At 49.6% G+C, this 19,618-nt stretch carries 18 protein-coding genes and 1 pseudogene; 7 read left to right on the top strand and 12 right to left on the bottom strand.

From position 1 onward, the window contains the following. Positions 1 to 91: 91 nt before the first annotated feature. The 3 genes from M4D81_RS32050 to recQ form a co-directional block, all read right to left on the bottom strand. Positions 92 to 268, bottom strand: coding sequence for a hypothetical protein (locus M4D81_RS32050; RefSeq protein ID WP_201259429.1), 177 nt, complete (start codon positions 266 to 268; stop codon positions 92 to 94). A gap of 234 nt (positions 269 to 502) precedes the next feature. Continuing rightward, on the bottom strand, positions 503 to 2,278 hold the full coding sequence (locus M4D81_RS32045) for a B12-binding domain-containing radical SAM protein (protein ID WP_071222659.1): 1,776 nt from the start codon (positions 2,276 to 2,278) through the stop codon (positions 503 to 505). A 104-nt stretch (positions 2,279 to 2,382) separates the two neighbouring features. Then, positions 2,383 to 4,266 carry a DNA helicase RecQ gene (recQ, locus tag M4D81_RS32040; RefSeq protein WP_260069359.1) on the bottom strand — a complete coding sequence of 628 codons (1,884 nt, stop codon included), beginning with the start codon at positions 4,264 to 4,266 and terminating at the stop codon, positions 2,383 to 2,385. Positions 4,267 to 4,453: 187 nt separating this feature from the next. On the opposite strand from recQ, the gene M4D81_RS32035 reads away from it, so the two are divergent. The 5 genes from M4D81_RS32035 (at position 4,454) to M4D81_RS32015 (ending at position 7,645) form a co-directional block, all read left to right on the top strand. After that, complete coding sequence (locus M4D81_RS32035; protein WP_071222657.1) at positions 4,454 to 5,227, top strand: AraC family transcriptional regulator; 774 nt, start codon at positions 4,454 to 4,456, stop codon at positions 5,225 to 5,227. A gap of 103 nt (positions 5,228 to 5,330) precedes the next feature. Beyond that, positions 5,331 to 5,792: an SRPBCC family protein gene (locus M4D81_RS32030; protein ID WP_260069358.1), complete on the top strand. Its 462-nt coding sequence runs from the start codon at positions 5,331 to 5,333 to the stop codon at positions 5,790 to 5,792. Between the two features lie 32 nt (positions 5,793 to 5,824). Continuing rightward, positions 5,825 to 6,187, top strand: a complete 363-nt coding sequence (locus M4D81_RS32025) for a VOC family protein (RefSeq protein ID WP_260069357.1) — start codon at positions 5,825 to 5,827, stop codon at positions 6,185 to 6,187. A gap of 344 nt (positions 6,188 to 6,531) precedes the next feature. Continuing rightward, positions 6,532 to 7,347, top strand: a complete 816-nt coding sequence (gene speD, locus M4D81_RS32020; RefSeq protein ID WP_260069356.1) for an adenosylmethionine decarboxylase — start codon at positions 6,532 to 6,534, stop codon at positions 7,345 to 7,347. Positions 7,348 to 7,483: 136 nt separating this feature from the next. Then, positions 7,484 to 7,645 (top strand): hypothetical protein, encoded by a 162-nt coding sequence (locus tag M4D81_RS32015; protein WP_260069367.1) that lies wholly within the window; start codon positions 7,484 to 7,486, stop codon positions 7,643 to 7,645. Positions 7,646 to 7,749: 104 nt separating this feature from the next. Here M4D81_RS32015 and M4D81_RS32010 read toward each other — a convergent pair whose 3' ends face one another. After that, positions 7,750 to 8,556 (bottom strand): MBL fold metallo-hydrolase, encoded by an 807-nt coding sequence (locus M4D81_RS32010; RefSeq protein WP_260069355.1) that lies wholly within the window; start codon positions 8,554 to 8,556, stop codon positions 7,750 to 7,752. A gap of 24 nt (positions 8,557 to 8,580) precedes the next feature. Next, on the bottom strand, positions 8,581 to 9,186 hold the full coding sequence (locus M4D81_RS32005) for a winged helix-turn-helix domain-containing protein (RefSeq protein ID WP_260069354.1): 606 nt from the start codon (positions 9,184 to 9,186) through the stop codon (positions 8,581 to 8,583). Between the two features lie 301 nt (positions 9,187 to 9,487). Here M4D81_RS32005 and M4D81_RS32000 point away from each other — a divergent pair, with 301 nt between their 5' ends. After that, positions 9,488 to 10,003, top strand: a complete 516-nt coding sequence (locus M4D81_RS32000; RefSeq protein ID WP_260069353.1) for a hypothetical protein — start codon at positions 9,488 to 9,490, stop codon at positions 10,001 to 10,003. Between the two features lie 77 nt (positions 10,004 to 10,080). Here the strand turns inward: M4D81_RS32000 and M4D81_RS31995 are convergent, their stop codons facing one another. Both M4D81_RS31995 and M4D81_RS31990 read right to left on the bottom strand, forming a co-directional pair. Beyond that, a complete protein-coding gene (locus M4D81_RS31995; protein ID WP_260069352.1) occupies positions 10,081 to 10,935 on the bottom strand; it encodes a VOC family protein in 855 nt (284 codons plus the stop codon). Between the two features lie 220 nt (positions 10,936 to 11,155). After that, on the bottom strand, positions 11,156 to 11,599 hold the full coding sequence (locus M4D81_RS31990) for an Rrf2 family transcriptional regulator (protein WP_071222650.1): 444 nt from the start codon (positions 11,597 to 11,599) through the stop codon (positions 11,156 to 11,158). Positions 11,600 to 12,034: 435 nt separating this feature from the next. Between M4D81_RS31990 and M4D81_RS31985 the strand changes: the two genes are divergently transcribed. Then, the gene (locus tag M4D81_RS31985; RefSeq protein ID WP_260069351.1) at positions 12,035 to 12,919 is read left to right on the top strand and encodes an LCP family protein; all 885 of its coding nucleotides are present in this window, start codon (positions 12,035 to 12,037) and stop codon (positions 12,917 to 12,919) included. A 134-nt stretch (positions 12,920 to 13,053) separates the two neighbouring features. Here the strand turns inward: M4D81_RS31985 and M4D81_RS31980 are convergent, their stop codons facing one another. From M4D81_RS31980 to M4D81_RS31965, 5 genes and pseudogenes are all read right to left on the bottom strand, one after another. Further along, positions 13,054 to 13,218 (bottom strand): hypothetical protein, encoded by a 165-nt coding sequence (locus M4D81_RS31980; RefSeq protein WP_164817510.1) that lies wholly within the window; start codon positions 13,216 to 13,218, stop codon positions 13,054 to 13,056. A 116-nt stretch (positions 13,219 to 13,334) separates the two neighbouring features. Next, positions 13,335 to 14,255 (bottom strand): AEC family transporter, encoded by a 921-nt coding sequence (locus M4D81_RS31975; protein WP_260069350.1) that lies wholly within the window; start codon positions 14,253 to 14,255, stop codon positions 13,335 to 13,337. 119 nt (positions 14,256 to 14,374) lie between these two features. After that, positions 14,375 to 14,461, bottom strand: a pseudogene (locus tag M4D81_RS34760) (GNAT family N-acetyltransferase); the annotation flags it as partial. 1,215 nt (positions 14,462 to 15,676) lie between these two features. Continuing rightward, entirely contained in the window at positions 15,677 to 18,898 is a 3,222-nt protein-coding gene (locus M4D81_RS31970; RefSeq protein WP_260069349.1) for a hybrid sensor histidine kinase/response regulator, read from the bottom strand. Between the two features lie 76 nt (positions 18,899 to 18,974). Continuing rightward, on the bottom strand, positions 18,975 to 19,466 hold the full coding sequence (locus M4D81_RS31965; protein WP_071222647.1) for a hypothetical protein: 492 nt from the start codon (positions 19,464 to 19,466) through the stop codon (positions 18,975 to 18,977). Positions 19,467 to 19,618: the final 152 nt, after the last annotated feature.

The following is a 19,618-nucleotide window of genomic DNA, read 5'->3' as shown; positions in this document are numbered from 1 at the left end:
TGCATATCCATCCTTAGTAAATGTAAACCCTTTTTAATTCGACAAGCTATTCGTCAAGTAAGTAAACCTACTTAACAGAAAGCCCAGCCCCTTACTCTTCCTCGTTCGGCGTGCGATCGATGATCAGCTGCGTGACCTCGGTGTACTCGCCATGGTCTACTTCATCCTCCGTAGCCTCTTCGCGCAGATCATCATTGGTTTCCATACCCGGCGCAATGGTGGGCTCATCCTGCGGGTGCTGTTCCCGCCCCATCTGTTTCCCGTTCATAAACATCCCCTCCTCATCGGTTGATGCGATTAGAATACCGATCCCCAGGGTGTTTTATTCCGGGAGGCCTCAGGATACAGTCCGTTAATGATACGAAAGGGGGCGTGATCACAGCTTCAATCCAATCAGTCCCTATGAGTCCCTACCGATCCATGATCCTTAGAAGAAAGTTATCTCACCCAAACGGCAAGCCGCTCACATCAAGTTCCGGTAAGGAGTTGTCCTTCGCTAACTCTACTTTGCCTGCTTCGCTAACTCCACAGGCATCGTGTAGTACTGCGGCTGTCCTGTTTCGTTCTGCTGATACAACACCAACAGCATCGTTGCATGGTCCGAGCTGTCCGGGAGTCCAGTGCCACCCTGGATGGCATCGCTGAGGTTAAATGGCAGCACCTCGATCATCGCATGTTTCTGCAGATCGCGCTCCGTGATCCCCAGATCGGCAAAACCGTCGGACAGGGCCGCAGGCTCCTCTACGATTTTGCGGACATTGGCGGTCCATTGCGCTTTATCCTGGGTATGATCCCACCATATTTTCCGAGGCTTATACTTATGGCCCAGGAAATAATCGAACTTCATGAGACCGGAGACAACGTCCATATGCGGGGTCTTCCGATCTTCAAGGAAAGCCGTTAAACGCGTAAACAGGTCCTCGAGCTGATGGCCGATTTTTTGCCAGCCCTGTCCTTCCCAGTAGTCTCCAAACTCTTGGAAGAAATCAAACGGCGAAGTAAACTCATGCTTCATCAAATAATTCAGGGTGTGATCCATCCGGTGCGCATTCCAATACTTCTCCAGCACATCCTCCAGTCTCTTCAATCGGACGATATCCGAGAACGGAAGCACGTCGCTGCCGAGGATCTCATACGGAGCATGATCCATGTAGGTGTAATTATACTTGTCCGCATCGATCCGCAGCCCGGTTCCGCGGAGCATCTTCAGGAAGCCTAACTGCAGCTCTTCCGGTCCAAGCGCAAATACGTCGTTAAACGTTTTGCGGAATGTATCGTAATCCTCTTCCGGAAGGCCTGCGATCAAATCCAAATGCTGATCGATTTTGCGGCTGTCCTTGATCATGGTCACCGTGCGCGACAGCTTGGTGAAATTCTGGCGACGCTTCACCAGCTCGTTTGTCGGATCATTGGTCGACTGCACCCCGATTTCAAACCGGAAAATGCCGGGAGGCGCATTTTTCGCCAAATAATCCAGCACCTCGGGACGCATAATATCCGCCGTGATCTCAAACTGGAATACGCAGCCGCCATGGTTCTCAATCAGAAACTCGAACATTTCAAGCGCGTAATCCCTCTTGATGTTAAAGGTGCGGTCTACGAACTTGATCAATTTCGCTCCGTTCTCGATCAGGTAGAGAATATCCGCCTTAGTCCGTTCAATGTCGTAGTAGCGAACCCCCACCTCAATGCTCGACAGGCAGAACTGGCAGCTGAAGGGACAGCCCCGGCTGGTCTCAAAATAGACAACCCGCTTCCCGAGATGCGGGATATCCTCCGGAAAACGATGCGGGGAAGGCAGCTCCGCCAGAATGCTCTTCGGTCTTCCGGGATTCACAATGACTTCGTCCTGTTTGCGGTAAGCCACGCCATAAACGAAATGATACTTCCGGTCCCCTTCAATCGTTTGCAGCAAATGGTGGAAGGTCTCCTCGCCTTCACCCATGACGATAAAGTCGACATTGTGCAGCCGTTTCATCCAATACTCCGTATCGTAGGATACTTCAGGTCCGCCCAATATGATCGTGACCTCCGGCATAATCTTCTTCACGATATCGATCACTTTAATCGTTTCTTCAATATTCCATATATAACAGGAGAATCCGATCACATCCGGCTTGCGCTGGAACAGGTCGGAGACGATATTCATCACAGGGTCCTTGATCGTGTACTCCGTCAGTTCGATATCGAAATCCTTCTCGCTGTATGCCTTCAGGCAGCGAATGGCCAAGGAGGTATGAATGTACTTGGCATTCAAGGTTGATAGTATGACTTTCATGGTAGGGTCCACTTTCTTTCTACATAATGTAAATTTATTAACCGAACGGTTTATTCTGAGTGATGGAACGGGAAAAAGCCATGATTTCCGCCTGTCATGCAAGCCTATTCTTCATAGTCAAACAGATCGTCCCCGTCATTCAACGCACTCTGACCATTCAGGAAGAATTCCAGGAACGGACGGCCGTATTTACGGAATTTCACCTCACCGACCCCTTTGACATTCAGCATCTCATCCTCGCTCTGCGGGCAAACCACACTCATTTCGCGCAAGGTTGCGTCATTAAAAATGATGTAGGACGGCACATGCTCTTTGCTTGCCAGCTCACGCCGAATCAAACGCAGCTGCTCGAACACCGTCTCGTTGACGGCTGACGGCGAATAATCGCGGCGGCTGCCGCTTCGCTGGCTGCCTAATGCTTTGGAAGGACGCGGAACGCGCTGCATCACTTCGCGCTGGCCTTTTAACACATCGGCGGCCTCGCTCTGCAGTTTCACGACAGGGTATTGGCCTTCCGTCAGCGCCAGGAACCCTTCCGAGATGAGCACATTGATCGTCTCGGATATCTCCTTCTCGGTCCGATTCGACATCACGCCATAGGTCGGAAGACGGTCAAAGCCGTACTCCAGCACTTTTTTCGCCCGAGAGCCCTTCAGCACGGAGGCGACCGTGGACACACCAAAGCGTTCGCGCATCCGGTGGATGCATGAGAAAATTTTCTGCGCATCCACCGTGATATCGACAAGCTCCCGGTCATCCGTACAGGAGCTGCACGTACCGCAGGGCTTATCTTCGTGTTCTTCCCCGAAATAATCCAGCATCGCGCTCCGCAGGCACCTTGTGGTGTAGCAGTAATCGATCATCTGCTGCAGCTTCCGGTAGTCGTTCTGCTTGCGCTCGCCCTCCTGGGGATTCTGTTCAATCAGGAATTTCTGGGTCATGATGTCCTGGGCGCTAAACAGCAGTATGCACTGGCTGGGCTCGCCATCCCGTCCGGCGCGACCCGCTTCCTGCACGTAGGACTCCATATTTTTCGGCATATTGTAATGAATGACATACCGGACGTTGGATTTATCGATCCCCATGCCAAATGCGTTTGTTGCTACAATTACGCGAATGTCGTCATAGAGGAAGGCCTCTTGGCTCTCCGCTCGCTCCGCGTCACTCATGCCGGCATGGTATCGACCGGCTAGAAGCCCCTTAGCTTGAAGGCGCTGGCATAAATCATCCACCTCTTTGCGTGTGGCGGCATAGATGATTCCTGGCTGGTGGGTATGCGATGCCGCATAGTCCAGAACGAACTCCCGCTTGTTCTCACCACGAAGCACCGACATCTCGAGATTGTCGCGTCCAAGGCCCGTCACGAACACCTGCGGCTGTTCCAGTCGAAGCAGGCGCTGCATGTCTTCCATAACTTCTGGCGTGGCCGTGGCCGTAAAGGCCGCCACAATTGGACGGTTCGGGAGCCCTTTAACAAAAGGAGCCACCGAGAGATAGCTGGTCCGGAAATCATGCCCCCACTGGGATACGCAGTGAGCTTCATCGACAGCCACAATCGAAATGTCAAGACCTGCCATCTCCTCCCGGAACCAATCCAGTTCAAGCCGTTCCGGGGCGACATATAACAGCTTCAATTCTCCGCGCTTGGCCGCACGTATGCGCTCGTTCACTTCCTTACCGCTTAGCGTGCTGTTGATATAGGCAGCGGCCACACCCGCTGTCGTAAGGGCATCCACCTGATCCTTCATCAAGGAAATCAAAGGCGATACAACCAACGTAAGACCCGGACACAGGAGCGCCGGGATCTGATAACAGATCGATTTGCCTCCGCCCGTCGGCATAATCCCGAGCGTATCCTGACCCGCCAGTAGACTGCCGACGATTTTTTTCTGGCCCTCCCGAAAATCAGGATAGCCGTAATATTTCTGCAGATAATCCCGCGCTGTATCCATATTCATCGATTCTCTATCATTTGTTTCCACATTCATGGATAAAAACTCCTTAATTCTCCTTGGTTTTCCGTTTCGAAAAGCCTGTATCCTCTAAGTTTAACGGCCTTTCCATGAATGGGCAACCGAATCGTAGAAGGAAATTGCATTCGACGAAGAGAACTTCATAAATGTGGAAAAAGGCATGCTATCATGTAGAGCCCAAAAATTGAAGTTGGTGATCCTAATGAATGACGCACATACGGAAGCCGTAAATCAAACCATTCAATATATGAAGGAGCATCTGGACGAGCCCATGACGACCGAGCAGCTCGCCGATCTTGCGGGATACAGTCCCTACCATTTCTCCAGAGTATTCAAGCGAGTAACCGGCATATCGCTCAGGCAATACCTGTCCGCGCTCCGGGTTGAATCCGGCAAAATCGAGCTCCTTCAAAGTCCTTCCCTGCTCGTAAAAATCGGAATGAGCATCGGTTTGGCAAGTCCCGGCACCTTCAATACCCGCTTTAAGCAATTTGTCGGCCTGTCTCCAAAAAAGTTCCGCACCACCACGGAGTCTCTGCATCGTTACGTGAATCAATATGAACACAAGCCATTAACCTGGGCAGAAGAAGAAAGACATGCTCTGCCCCGGATTCATTGCCGAATCGAAGCTCCCGAGGCGTTCCGCGGCATGATTTACGTTGGTCTGTTCCCAAGACCCGTGCCTGATCAGAAGCCCGTGTCCGGTACGGCGGTCAACCTCAAGAACCGGACCTGTACTTTAACCGGCATACCAACCGGAACGTATTATGTGCTGGCAGCGGGCATCCCCTGGAGCCTCAATCCCCGGGATTATTTTCTGCTGAGCAAATCCTTGCGAGGCAAGCGGGAGGAGCCTGTCCATATCGATGAAGAAACCGATCTCGCCGTAAACATCACCTTGCGCGAGCCACTGCCCTACGACCCGCCGATTGTTGTTAATCTACCTCTGCTCTTGTTCGAGAAGGATCGGAAATAACAGCGCAAGGTAGAAGAATTTTTGAATCGCATATCCCTTTATAATGGAATTGCTGGAAGCGTTATTACGGAACGATGAGCACGATATGTTTGGAGGAATAGACATGACCATTATTCAAGAAACCATAATTCAGGCCGACGTGCAGCTCCTCTGGCGAGCATGGACGGAGTCTGCGAGGATAACCGAATGGTTTGCGCCGGCTGCGGAAATTGAACCGAAGGCGGGCGGGAAATTCGAGCTTTATTTTAACCCCGCTAATCGTGAATCGATGTGCACCGCGGGCTGTACCATTTTGCAATATGATGAGCCGCATACCCTCGTGTTTGAGTGGAAAGGACCCGATCCCTTTGCGGAAACGATGAATCAGGGGGAATTAACTGAGGTCAAGGTGTCTTTTAGATCTGAACAGGACGGCGGCACGAGAATTACCTTAGAGCATACGGGCTGGAAGGATACCGAAGCGTCACTGCAAGCCCGGGAATGGCATGTGGATGCATGGAAGGGCATGCTCGCCAGCTTAAAATCCAGCATCGAATCCGGTGAAGGCATTCTATGCTGCCAGTAAGACAACCCATGGATTAGAGGAGAAGAGGAACTATGCCCAATCTTTGTGTTCTATCGATTAATGTAAGTGATATGGATCAAGCGACGCGATTTTATTGTGATATTCTGGGATTCGAAATTTCCAAGGTGTATGATGATCAGATCATCAGTTTGAAACATGAAGACGTTTCCCTTGTTCTGCAAAAATGCGACCGTCGTACGAAAACCGATTACCCGCATGAAGCTCAGGTTATTATCGGACTTGAGACGGCTGATGTAAGCGCGGCGATTGCGAACTACAAATCGCAGGGTGTAGAGGTCATCTTTGATACACCGCAGCCGTGCCCTCCCGGTCTATACAGCGCAATCCGGGACCCTTTTGGCAATGTAATTGAACTGCTGGAATTTACGGAGTAATCATGCCGTTTGAGAAGGACCATGGTATCGGCAATACGAAGTGAAGTCCATATACACGCTCGAAGGATATGCTGCATGTAGCAGGTGTCCTTCTCGTCTTGAGGTCAGCCGGGGATTACCGGTTGGCCTTTTTTGAGTTTTGAGTTTTGAGTTTTGAGTTTTGAGTTTGGAGCAGCCGATACTTGTCTCTATCATCCTTGACCCTCTGTTAATGTTAAACCCGTTCCGGGTAAGAACATATTAATATTAATTCCGAAGGTGAGGCATGGGCAGATTAGGAATCGCCGGTTTCGGAAATAATAGGTACTCGAACTGATATATTAACGACACAAGGGGAAATTCATATGGATATGACACCAGAACAACGCGTTACCCTGCACGGGTTCAATAACCTAACGAAATCGCTCAGCTTTAATATGTACGATGTCTGCTATACGAAAACCCGGGAAGAACGAGAGGCGTACCTTGAATATATTGATGAGCAGTATAACGCGGATCGGCTAACAAAAATATTAAGCCATGTGGCCGAAATCATCGGAGCGCATGTCCTGAACATTGCCAAGCAGGATTATATCCCGCAAGGCGCCAGCGTAACGGTGCTTGTATCCGAGGGCCCTGTCGTAGAGGTTCCGGAGGAATCCTATGACGAATCGCCGGGGCCGCTGCCGGAGAATGTAAACCTTCAGCTCGACAAGAGCCATATTACCGTCCATACGTATCCGGAATTCCATCCCGATGAGGGAATCAGCACCTTCCGGGCCGATATCGACGTGTCAACCTGCGGGGAGATTTCACCCCTGAAAGCCCTAAATTACCTGATCCACTCCTTTGATACGGATATTATGACGATCGACTATAAAATTCGAGGCTTCACGCGGGATATTCACGGGCACAAGCTGTTTATCGACCATGAGATCAGCTCCATTCAAAACTACATTCCGGACGAGGCCAAGGAGCTGTTCGATATGATTGACGTTAACGTATACAAGGAGAACATCTTCCACACCAAGTGTAAGCTGAAGCAGTTTGATCTGGACAACTATCTGTTCGGTTACACGAAGGATAAGCTATCCGAAGCCGAGCAGCAGGAAATCACCGAGCGCATCAAACTGGAGATGGACGAAATTTATTACGGTAAAAACATGGACCGCAGTTACTGATGGTATGCACTCCGATACGCTGCCATCAAACGGATTTGATGCAGGAATATGCAAAAATCAGAAATCAGGCCGGGCTCATAGGAGCCCGGCCTGATTTGCAATTTCTATCGCTTCGTCCCGGTTGCGGACGCCCAGCTTGGCATACAAGGTTGAAGCGCTTATCGGAAGTGGATTCGTTGATCCGGACACCCGTATCCAAAAAGACGGCTCCGTCCATTTCCGTTCCAAACAGCTGCCGCTTCGTCAAGAGGCCTGTGCTCTGCTGGATAAGGCTATTAACTTCTACACCCTCCGCTAGCCTCGAAATAAATTAGGCATCGAAAAAGCCCTGCACCCTTCGTGCAAGGCTTTTCATTTCTTCCCATGGCACTTGCTTGCCGGAGAAGTAACCGGATAACGGTGCTAAAATTGAACCGAAAATCCGTTGAACCGGTGAATGCCCGTTCCAAATCGGACAAGGTCTTTTTCCCGCAGCTCTTGAACCGCCTCTTTGACCACGACCAGCCATGCCGGATCCAGTCCAAGTGTATTGTGAGAACCATAGATGCGCTTTACACCATCGAGATTCGCGATCCGCTCCAGCGAGTTTACGAGATCCTCCGGACTTGTCGTCGGATAAAAAGCATATACCGGCGTCTCATCATACAATAAATCCCCGGTGAACAAGTAACCCCGGTGTATATCAAATACCGCGATATGTCCAGGCGAATGGCCCGGCGTATGGTAAATAACCAGACTCCGCCCGCCAAGCTCGATGACATCTCGATCCCTTAGAATACCGGTCGGCTGCCCCTGATAGGGGGTATAGGTTGCCGGATCAAAGGAAGCTGGTACCGGCCTCGTGATATCGCGTGAAATGTCCTTACGGATTTGTTCAATGGACAGCTTCTTAATCCCGCTGACGAGCCAGTCCTCCTCAGCCTCATGCACATAAATCTCTCCGTACTGCCCATGACTGCCGATATGATCCGCGTGAACATGCGTGGTTAGCACCACAACAGGTAAATCCGTCAGCTGATCGGTCATCCGCCTCATGTTGTCGATGCCAAGTCCCGTATCAATCAATGCGGCACGCTCGCTTCCGATCAACAGAAACGAATGCACCTTCTCCCAATGTCCGTATTCACTGATCGCGAACGTGGTCTCATCCAGCTGCGATACGGTAAACCATGCATCATCGATAACGACGTTATATTGATTTTTTTCCATATGTAACAACTCCCCCATCAAGAATTATCGAATGGTGATATCCTCCTGATCATCTTGAAATGCGATCAACGACATATAGTAATTTTTCTCTTCCGTGGACACAGGCGTATGGCCTGTTTCGGCCGTCTCCATCGTAAAGTGTTTATTCATGAGCTGCTTGAACTCGTCCACAAAAGCATGGAAGCTCTCCTTTGTTGCATGAAAACGGTAGGTCCCTGCCATGTTTTTTCGATAGTGTTCGCTTGTGATGTCCAAGGCAAAAGAAGAAGCCGGCGCGCTTTCGATTTTCGTCCGGGTAACATCGAGTGTCTCCATAAATACCTGTCTGGACGTTTCCACCAAATCCAGGCTCGGCAGCAAATGATCCTCCGGAATGAAACGGCTTGCAACGGCGCGATAGTATTTCTGCACGATACCGTTCTTCTCTTCCTTTCGGACCACGTGAATGATGCCGTGCTTCTCCAGCTCCTTCAGATGAAAGTAAATATTGTTCCGCGTAATGTCCAGTACCTCGGCTAGCTGCTGTCCGGTGTAGGCATCTTTCACGAGATTCATCAGGATCTTGGTGCGCAGGGGATCGGCAATCGCTTTGAGCTGTTCATGAGTTTTAATTCTATAAACACCAGTCATTTTAATTTTAACACCTCCATACATTTTACCGGTAAAATTTATTTTACCGTCTTTTGTGTTTCATCCTATCATGATCTTTACCCGCAGGTCAATCTTGCTGCCCCTACGATTTTTCCGTTATACCAGATTGGAGCCGATTGCGAGTCAACGATGATACCCTTTGGCAATACTATTATAAAACGAAGGAAATCACGCAGAGATCCCGTCTTATGCATTTAGCATACCCCCCTTAAGCAGCTGAATTGTGATATATTATCCACAATCGTATGTACGACATTATGACGTTTAAAGGATGTGCCTCATGTTTGACCCGACGATATTCGAAAATTTAAAGGTTGGCATCGAAAACGCGGTCTATGATCTCGATAACCTCGATGAAATCATTCGTGTTACCGATCGGAAGGATCTCCTGGATATGGCCACGTTATCCAAAAGTTTTAGCCTCCGGTTCGAGCTGGCTGCGTCATCCACAACTTCAGCCGAAATTTGCATCGAGACCGGGCTCCGGGATTTGGCGGCCGAGATCTTGGAAATTCCGGAAGGTCAGCCAGCCTGCGAGCTGAAACTCCGCTTTTATAAACATATCGCTGATGCTTCCATAGCGTGTCCGGCTATTGCCCAGATCATAAAGGAGATATGGAATCCGGAGCTGCCTCCGCTGCAAACGATACGGTACACCTACAGCGATGATCCGGTACCGCTTCACAACACGATCGAGCTTCGCTTTCCCCGTAGAATCAACGAAGAACAGATGGGAGATATCCCGAATATCTTGGAGTTCATGCTTCGTACGCTGGGAGAATTAGACCAGATATAACTTAAAGATAACCGAGATTTCGCATAAAAAAAGCCTGCCCACGATCATCGCGGACAGGCTTTTTAACTTATATTATATTAAGCAACAACCAACCGAATCCAGATATCCGAAGGATCTTGAACGGCCCAGACGCCATCGCGCTGCTCCAGGCGCAGTCCCGCCTCACGGATGCGGCCGGTTACCGCTTCAAGCTCTTCATTGCTCGGAAGCTCAATCGTATAATCTTCCATCCCCGCAGCGCTCCGTGGTGTGTTCGGTACACCGATTCCTGCCCAAACATTGAGCCCGATATGGTGATGGTATCCTCCCGCAGATATAAACAACGCAGCGCCGCCGTAATGGGCTGTCAGCTCAAACCCAAGAACATCGCAATAAAATACGCGGGCATCATGCAGGTTGGACACGTGGAAATGCACATGCCCGATAACCGTCTCTTCAGGGAGTCCATACCATTCCTTGTCCTTGGAGAGAGCCAGCAGTCCTTCTACATCGACAGGGTCGGTAGTCATCACATATTCCCCATTGGCATCACGCTTCCAGGTATCCCTTGGTCGGTCGGCATAAATCTCGATGCCGTTTCCGTCCGGATCATTAATGTACAATGCTTCGCTGACCAAATGATCGCCTTGACCGACAGGAATGTTATGCGCAATCAGATTGGCAAGCACAAGCCCGAGCGATTCCCGATTCGGAACCAGAATTGCAAAATGGTACAGACCTGCCGTCCGGGTCTGCGGTCTCACCAGATCTTGAATTTCCTCTATAATCAGCAGCGGCTGTTTGCCGTCTGCCGTCAATTCGGCAACCCGGCCATGCTGGCGAAGCATTTTTAACCCGACGACTTCTGTATAAAAGCGAACAGATTGTGCCAGATTACTGATCCGCAGAGAGACGGGGCCAAGCTTTGTGGATGGATGTATAATGGCTGTCATATTCTCACTCCTTGAATGTTGTGGTTAGTTCGTTCCATATATTCAGGTCAACGTCAGGTTCAACTTGTAATCAAATCAGTTACATCTTGCTTGTAATCATTATAGTTACAGGACATCCTTGTTGTCAAACCCAGTAATTTACAAGTACATCGAAGAGTCGCCAACAGTTAACCAAAAGAAAACGCCCATCCTACATAAGGATTGAGCGTATGATTTTGGCTTATTCACTTGATGTTCCATTCGCAGAGGCATCAATTTTCCGGACAATCTCTTCCAGATTCACCTCATGCAGCGTGTTCTCCATGGCCTTCTGGGCCGCTGAAAAAACCGGGACAATTGCCGTTTGAATATGTTTGCCAACAGGACATTTTGTGTCCGAATTCTCATGAATGCCAAACAAGGAATCCTCCTGCACGACATGAACGGCATGATAAATATCCAGAAGCGTAATCTCGGACGGTTGCTTTGCCAGCTTCGCTCCCGCTACGCCAGGTTTAACCTCCACCAGGCCCGCTTTGCTCAGCATGCCTACGATACGCCGGATAACCACAGGATTCGTGTTCACACTCTCCGCGATATAATCTGAGGTGCTGACGCCAGCCTTATTCATCTCCAGCACGGAGAGAATATGAATGGCCACTGCAAATCGGCTGCTTATGTTCATGTGACCCCTCCTGACGGACCAAATCTTCAGATGACTATCATATCATGTAACCATCATAGTTACATTAACCCTTAAAGTCAACGGTGAAGCCGCTGCCCCTTAATCCAAAATCAGGAACTTGATATACAAATTTCAAATTTTTATGGGATATAATGTAATTTTATGTTGATTTTCCCGAGCTTTTCACTATAATTATCACAACACGTATTGGTAAAATCAACCTATTCAAACATAATCCAGGCATCCCTGCATGATCCGAAACATTCAAGGAGGAAATCCATGGATCCCAGCCAACATCGAAATGAAACGTATACTATCAGACGTCCTCGAAAACCTAAAAGCCGTATCAAGCTCAAGAAATGGATAGGAATATCCTTATCGATACTAATTCTCTTAGGCGGACTAGGCTATATTTTCAGAAAAGAATTATCCTGGATGGCGTTTCATGTTTTTTTCGCGAAAGATATCAAACATACACTGGACAAGTCCTACAAACCTGTTGGTCCTTCTGATTCGCCCGAGCCTGCTTCGGAGGCAACGAAACCATTCTCGGTTTTGCTTCTGGGCGTTGATCAACGCGAGGACGAGCCTGCCCGTTCCGACACCATCATCTACTCTGTCATCCGACCTGACCTTAATAAAATATTGCTCGTCTCCATTCCCAGGGATACCTACACCGAAGTCATCGGCAGGGGAGTCACCTCCCGAATCAACTCGGCTTACGCCCACGGCGGCGCGAAAATGGCCATGGATACGGTTGAGCATTTGTTTCAGCACCCTGTCGATTATTATGCAGCGATCAATTTCCACGGATTAACGGATATCGTCAATGCATTGGATGGGATTAAACTCCCCATCGATAAAGTCATCGAGAACAAGAGCGCCCGTCATATCAAATTGCGGATCGAGCCGAACAAGCCGATTTACGATGGCACAGATGCATTAAATTATGTCAGGTACCGGGAAGACTCGGATTTCAACCGCACCATGCGCCAGCGCATATTCCTCAGTTCCTTAATGGATCGGGTATTTGAATTGAAAAATATAACCAAAATCCCGGAGCTGATACGTATCGGAGGCAGCAATCTCACGATGGACTTAAACTCCGATTTCATTCTCAAGCTGGCCGAAAACCTATTTTTTAATTACTCCCCACCGACATTTGAGAATTACATGCTAAAGGGAAAAGATCTAGTGATCCGCGGTGATTACTTCTATGATCCGGACGATTCGGACATCCGGTATATTCAAGAACTGCTTGCCAACTGGTCTGATGAAGAGACCAAGCTGGAAGATTTGATGATCCCAGCTGCAAAATAAAGCTGATCGTTCGAGGTTGGGTGAATCGCCTGACTAGGGTACAGCTTGTTTTGAAAAAAGCCGATCCATGATAAAAAACCTCTCTTTCGCGTACCACGAAAGGGAGGCTTTTTAACGAATACCATCTGCTCCTTCTAGAACATCGGAAATACGTATTTGATAAGGAAATACAAAAATCCAAAGAAGATAATCAGATAAGCCACATACTTAATTAACGTAGATGCTACCCTGCTGGAGTCATTCCGCTCCTCGATATTGCGGGTCTCGATCTCCACGTCTCGGTCACGCTGCCTGCTCATAGTCTCCACCTCCATCCGATTCTTTAGTTGCAGATGTTGGTTATCTCTTGACGCTTACTACTCTTTACACACACGTCTGGAGATTGAACCAAGCTTCAGGTCAGGAGATGGCAAGCCTAGAGAAAGCCGATCATGGCAGGCAGAACGATAAAGGAAGCCAGCGTGGTCCACAGTATGCACCTGGATACCAGCTTGGGCGCGGCATCGTATTGTTCAGCAAGGATTACCGCGTTCACGGCTGCTGGCATCGCCGACAAAATCAGGATGACCGCAAACAAGGTTCCCTCAATGGATAAAATCGCGAGCAATCCCCAAGCCACCAATGGGCCCGCCAGCATTCGCATCGCCATGCCCGACCAGAATCCGCGCTTGGAGACGGCAGAAGCTCCGCCATCCCGAACCCCGACCATCTGGGCTCCCAAGATGACAAGAGCGAGCGGCGCATAAGCCGCGGACAGCATGGAAACGCCGGTATTCAACCCTTCCGGAAGCTGAAAGTCCGTCAACCGGAAGAGTACGGCGAGTCCCGCCGCGTAAACCGAGGGGAGCGTAAACACCGATTTGATCGCCTTTGCGGCGGAAAAATGAGATCTCGCTGCCAGATACACCCCTAATGTATTCATAATGATAATCTGCACAATGACATAAACAGAAGCTTTATCCAGCCCCGCTTGCCCGAAGGCAAGCAGAACGAGGGGAAGCCCGTAATTCACGCTGTTGGTAAAAATAGTGGTCAAGGCGAGCCCCGATTTCTCTGTCTGGGACAAGCCCAGCATTTTACCGGCCAAGGCACTCAGCGCCCATAGCGCGATCACATTCAACAAACAAAACGCAACCGTTACCGTGACCTCATTCGAGGTAATCGATGCCTTCTCCAGCGTTTCGAAGATCAGAGCCGGGCTCAGCACATATAAAGACAGGGCCGACAGGCCCTTGGTTTCAATGCCCTTGAATCGCTTGAGCAGTGCTCCGCCGATGACGGGCAGCGATATGGGTAGGAATACGCCATAAATCGTAGCTAAGAGAGAAGAGATCATGAGGTCCACCTTTATGCAAAGTAAAAATTCTTGGTCCGCCGCTGTTGTCTTTTCAACTAACGTATCCCGTTGATTGAGCCATAAATCATCGATTACTGCACTTTGGAAAACTGGCTATCCTATGACGGATTAATAATCGCCAGAACCTGATGATCCACCCACTTGCCGTTGATCTTTGCGTTGCTTCGAGAGATGGCTTCTTTGTATAGGTCGACGACAGCCATCCAAGTTTGCTCCGGACCACGCACCGTGCGCACAGGGGACAGCGTGCTCGGTGAGAGGACAGCGCGCTCGGTGCGTGCGCACAGAGGACAGCGCGCTCGGTACGTGTGCACAGGGGACAGCGCGCTCGGTACGTGTGCACAGGGGACAGCGCGCTCGGTGCGTGCGCACAGGGGACAGCGCGCTCGGTGCGTGCGCACAGGGGACAGCGCGCTCGGTACGTGTGCACAGAGGACAGCGCGCTCGGTGCGTACGCACAGGGAGCGCCGCGCTAGGTGCGGGGACGCCGCGAACGGTGTACAGTAGTCATAAGACCTGCTCCGTGCGGACCGTGATTCCGCTATTTGCAAACAATGGTACTAAAATCAAGCTTAAGCGGACACTCGTTCCGCTATTGCCGGCATATCACAGCAAAAAACAGGAAAAAGCCGAGAATAACGGATTCTGTGTCCGCAAAGCCTTAAATTTGGCACTGTTGTTGGCAAATAGCGGACCTCCTGTCCGCATCTCTCCGTGCATATTGCACATCATCAGCGCATATTGCACATCGTCAGTGCATATTGCACATCGTCAGTGCATATCGCACATCATCAGTGCATATTGCACATTATCAGCGCATATCGCACATTATCCGTGCATATCGCACATCATCAGCGCATATCGCACATCACAGCGCGTATCGCACATCACAGCGCGTATCGCACATCATCAGCACATATCGCACATCATCCGCGCATATTGCACATTATCCGCGCGTATTGCACATCATCAGCGCATATTGCCCATCATCCGCGCGTGTTGCACATCATCCGTGCATATTGCACATCATCCGTGCATATTGCACTTCGTCCGCGCATATTGCACATCATCAGCGCATATTGCACATCATCAGCACATATCGCACATCATCCGCGCATATCGCCCATCGATTGTCCGACGTTTATATTATTGAATCGGTACTGTCATTTCCCCCTCTTTCGGGAAAATGGCGAGATTTATGGGTAACAAAGAGCGGCGGTGATCCGGATTCAAGACCGGGAATTCGGTTACGTTAAGCATTATTGTTTCCATCAACTAACTTCGTCTCCGTATCTTCCCTAAAAATAATGTACCTGGATCATTCTCTCTACATCCTAACCCATACCTCAAGCATTCGTCCAAGATTCAAAGACTATAGGTTTAATAGGCTTAGGCTCTCATTATGCCATCTTCCTTATAATAAACGACACGGTGGTTCCTCTGCCCCTTGTGCTGTCAATCATGAGTCCTTGTCCATAGACTTGCTTCAAACGCCGATCCGTGTTCATAAGGCCGACTCCCTTGCCGGTACGCTGCCCGCTCCCCAGCATCAAGCGGAGCTTCTCGGGATCCATCCCGGCACCATCATCCGCAATAATGACTTTGGCGGATTCAGCTTCACTTACGATGCGAATCGTTACGGTCCCTCCCTGGGTTCGAGCCAATACCCCGTGAACGACAGCATTCTCCACAATCGTCTGCATGGTCAAAGGGGGAAGCTTCCACTGCTGAACAGCGACTTCCTCGGAAATATGCCAACGGACACGCAGGCGTTCCCCAAACCGCTCCCCTTCGATATACAGATATGAGCGAACCAAGCCAAGCTCCTGCTCCAGCGGGATAAAACGCTCCAAGTTGCTGATATCATAGCTGGCTCTCAGATAGTGGCTGAATTCTCCAATCAGCGCAACCATCCGGGAAGGGTCAATCTCACTAAGAGACGCAATCGAATTTAAAGTATTGTGCAGAAAATGCGGCTGAATTTGAGCCTGGAGCCAAGCCGCCTCCATATGCAGCCTTTCCTTAATGGAGCGCTTCAGCTCCAGCAGCGCGCGTACCCTTGTTTTTAATTCCAGATGATCCACCGGTTTTATCAAATAATCGTTAGCTCCGGAAATAAAGCCCATATGAATATCTTCAGGGCGATTTCTTGCAGTCAGCAGCAGAATTGGAAGCTCCGATATCATATATCTCTGCCGAATCGTCCTGGACAATTCATATCCTGACATCTGGGGCATCATCACATCAGATATGATGAGATCCCATTCTCCCTGCTCCAATAATTGAAGGGCTTCCTCAGCCCGGGTAACGGTCACGATCTGATACCCTTCGTTTTCAAGCAAATGACGGATAACGTTTAGGTTAACCGGATCGTCATCTACGATGAGCAGCCTGCCATCGGTTTGACGAGAACGCTTCTTAGCCTCGGATTCGGCATCATCCTGTTCGTGCTTATCTGACATGTTAGATAGCCTCTCCTTCTCTTTCTCTGAATTTGAAGCCAAGGAGCCGGCAATAAACTCCTGTTTATCCGTATTCTCCTGCCTCATCATATCGTCCACTTTCAGCGTAAACGTAAAGGAACTTCCCTGCCCCGGAGCGGATGACACGGAGAGTTCCCCGCCATGCAGCTCAACCAGCTGCTTGCAAATGCTGAGTCCAAGCCCCAAGCCGCCTCCCGCCGAGGCAAAGCTGGAGTCTCCCTGCTCGTAGGGGAGGAATATCCGCCTTACTGTCTCTTCGTCCATCCCCATCCCCGTATCAAGAACATGGACGCAGGCACTTCCATTAACAACATCGGCAGTCACCGCGATTAGGCCTGACTCCGTATATTTGATTGCATTGTGAATCAGATTGAATATAATCTGAACCAACCGGCTTTCATCTGCCCATACCTTGGGAAAGTCATCCTCGATCTCGCATACGAGCTCGATTCGCTTGCCCTCCGCCATCGGACGGAGCATATCCAGCACGCCTTGAACAGCCGAACCGAGATGGATGCTCTGCACATCCAGCCGGATCCGCTTGTCCTTCAATAACGAAACATCCAGCAAGTCATCCAACAGCAGCGACATCCGCTTACCAATGCCGGTAATCAGCTCCAGGTGATTGCGATCCTCTTGCTGAAGTGTACTCCCTTTGCGTTCCAGCAGCGTTTGCGCCATATTAATCATGCCATGCAGCGGATTTCGCAGCTCATGGGACGTATTTGCCAGAAATTCATCCTTCTTCTTGTCTGCCCGCTGCAGCTCCTCTGCCTGTTCCCTCAGCACCACAGTGTTTCGGGCAAACCGGATAAACCAGAAGGAAGCAAATCCGAGAAACGCAACGATCAGGTCAATCGGGTAATAAGGCAGTTCCTTAAAATACCGAAACCTTAAAATTCCGCTTACGATAATGTTGCAGGAAACCGCAACCGCCGACAGCAAGATAAATAGGGCCGCTTCCGTCCGCTCGCTGACCGCCTTCCTGGCAATCGAAGGCAGGAACAGCACGGAGCTTATTAATACCAATGATAAATAAGTAGAGAGATGCACCATCAGATGAAACGGAAGCAGCAAATAAGCGACGGCATACGAAACCACAAAGATTGTATAGGCCCGGTAAAATCCATCTTTGATTCTCGGTCGGAGTAAATGCTTGGTGCACAGAATCAAACATAAGGATATAGCCACATAAGCAACAACCTTAAGCTTCACTGACCATTCGAAACGGATAGCAGGCTGCCAAACGAGCAGGAGCTTATCGTCGTCAACCAGCGTAGCCAGCAGCGTAAACAGTATAAGGGCCGCAAAATATAAGAGGCCTTTGCTCCGATAGCCGATCAGATACAAAATTAAGACATACATGACATGAAGAAATAGCACTATGCAGACCAGCAGCTGCATGTTCTCCGAGAACGCTTTTCCTTTCATCACCGCTTCTGCAGTCCCGAATTTGATTGGCAGCCTAATCCCGCCTGAATCGGCATATTGGTAATTGCTCACTTCCAGAATGATATCCAGCTCGTCTTCGGCAGCCGGGGGGATGAGTTCGATATGGGGAACGATTCTTGCCACATGGGTCTTTGGCGTATCGGAGGGATGTCCGGATTCGTACAATAACTCGCCATTGACATACAAACGATAGGCTGTACGGATATCGGTGATCCAGAGGCCGTAAGTTACGTTACGTTCCGGTACGAGCAGCTTGAGACGATAAGTACCGAAGCCCATTTGGTTCCCGTTCTCGTTTACGCCTCCCCATGGCCCGGGAACCTGTATCCAGCGCGGATCGGCGGCAGGCTGCTGCTCCCCTTGAGACCATCTATCCGGGCCCATCCATTGATTCGGATAAAAGGCCCACTCCCCGTTCAGCGCGACCGTATTGCGGTCATCCGCCCGCCAATCCCGAAGATCCAGCACTCCTTGCTGAAACGGAACTTCCTCAGGGATCATGATGATTTTAAAATAAGCCAACCGCACGGAAAGTAAAATGACAATAAACAGAAAAGTAATCCCCAGCAGCCTTCTGCCGGAGATCGATTTCGAGTTTGAGTTCGAGTTCGAGTTGGAATAGGTCGACAATAATAACAGTCCTTTTAACATATTGTAAAAAATCAATACCCCTACACAACTGTCCATGATTTTACATCGTTACGGAGCTGTTATCTGTTCCTTTTCCATACAGTCCAATAAATAAGCGGGCCGGGTCAGGCCGCTATACAAACGATAATGTCTTGCCTGGACGCTGCAGCGGCTGGTACGGACATAATTCCGCAGCGGATACATACTTCACCGTATAGTAAGAGTAGAATCTTTTTCTCCCGGATGCTTCATAGATCCACGAAAAAAAGTCAAAAATCGAATCATCCACCCATTTTCCGTTGTACTCGATCAACGACCGCAAATAAGGAATTTGGAGTTTCACTCCTCCGTCCCACATAAAGATAAATGTGTTAACCTCGGCATTTTTTTGCAATAAAAAATGAACGGTACGCTCATCCAGCAAGTACTTTTCCTGACCACACAGAAATACCGGACCCTCATCCGTAGCAACGATGCCAATCCGCTTGCCGTTGAAGTGAGCATAGAAGCCTCTGCAATGCTGGAGGTCCTTCTCCGCATCAAGCTCGAACTCCCGGAACGTTCCAAGCTCCAATCCCATGGCCTTATGCAGCGAAGATTCCTTAAATTTCCGAATGAATTTCATAACCGAATCATGTACCTCCCGATTGTTATGGTTCACTCCACAGTATAGGAGACCGTCCTCTACAATTTCTGAACAACACCGGCAGAACCATAAAATCAGGCAAGAATATACAAAAAAAATCACCGGTCGAACAACCGGTGATTTCATCTCGA

The organism is Paenibacillus sp. p3-SID867, from assembly GCF_025142895.1.
Lineage (GTDB): Bacteria > Bacillota > Bacilli > Paenibacillales > Paenibacillaceae > Paenibacillus_AQ.
Note: the sequence above shows the minus strand (reverse complement) of the source record. Positions and strands in the feature narration are given on the sequence as shown.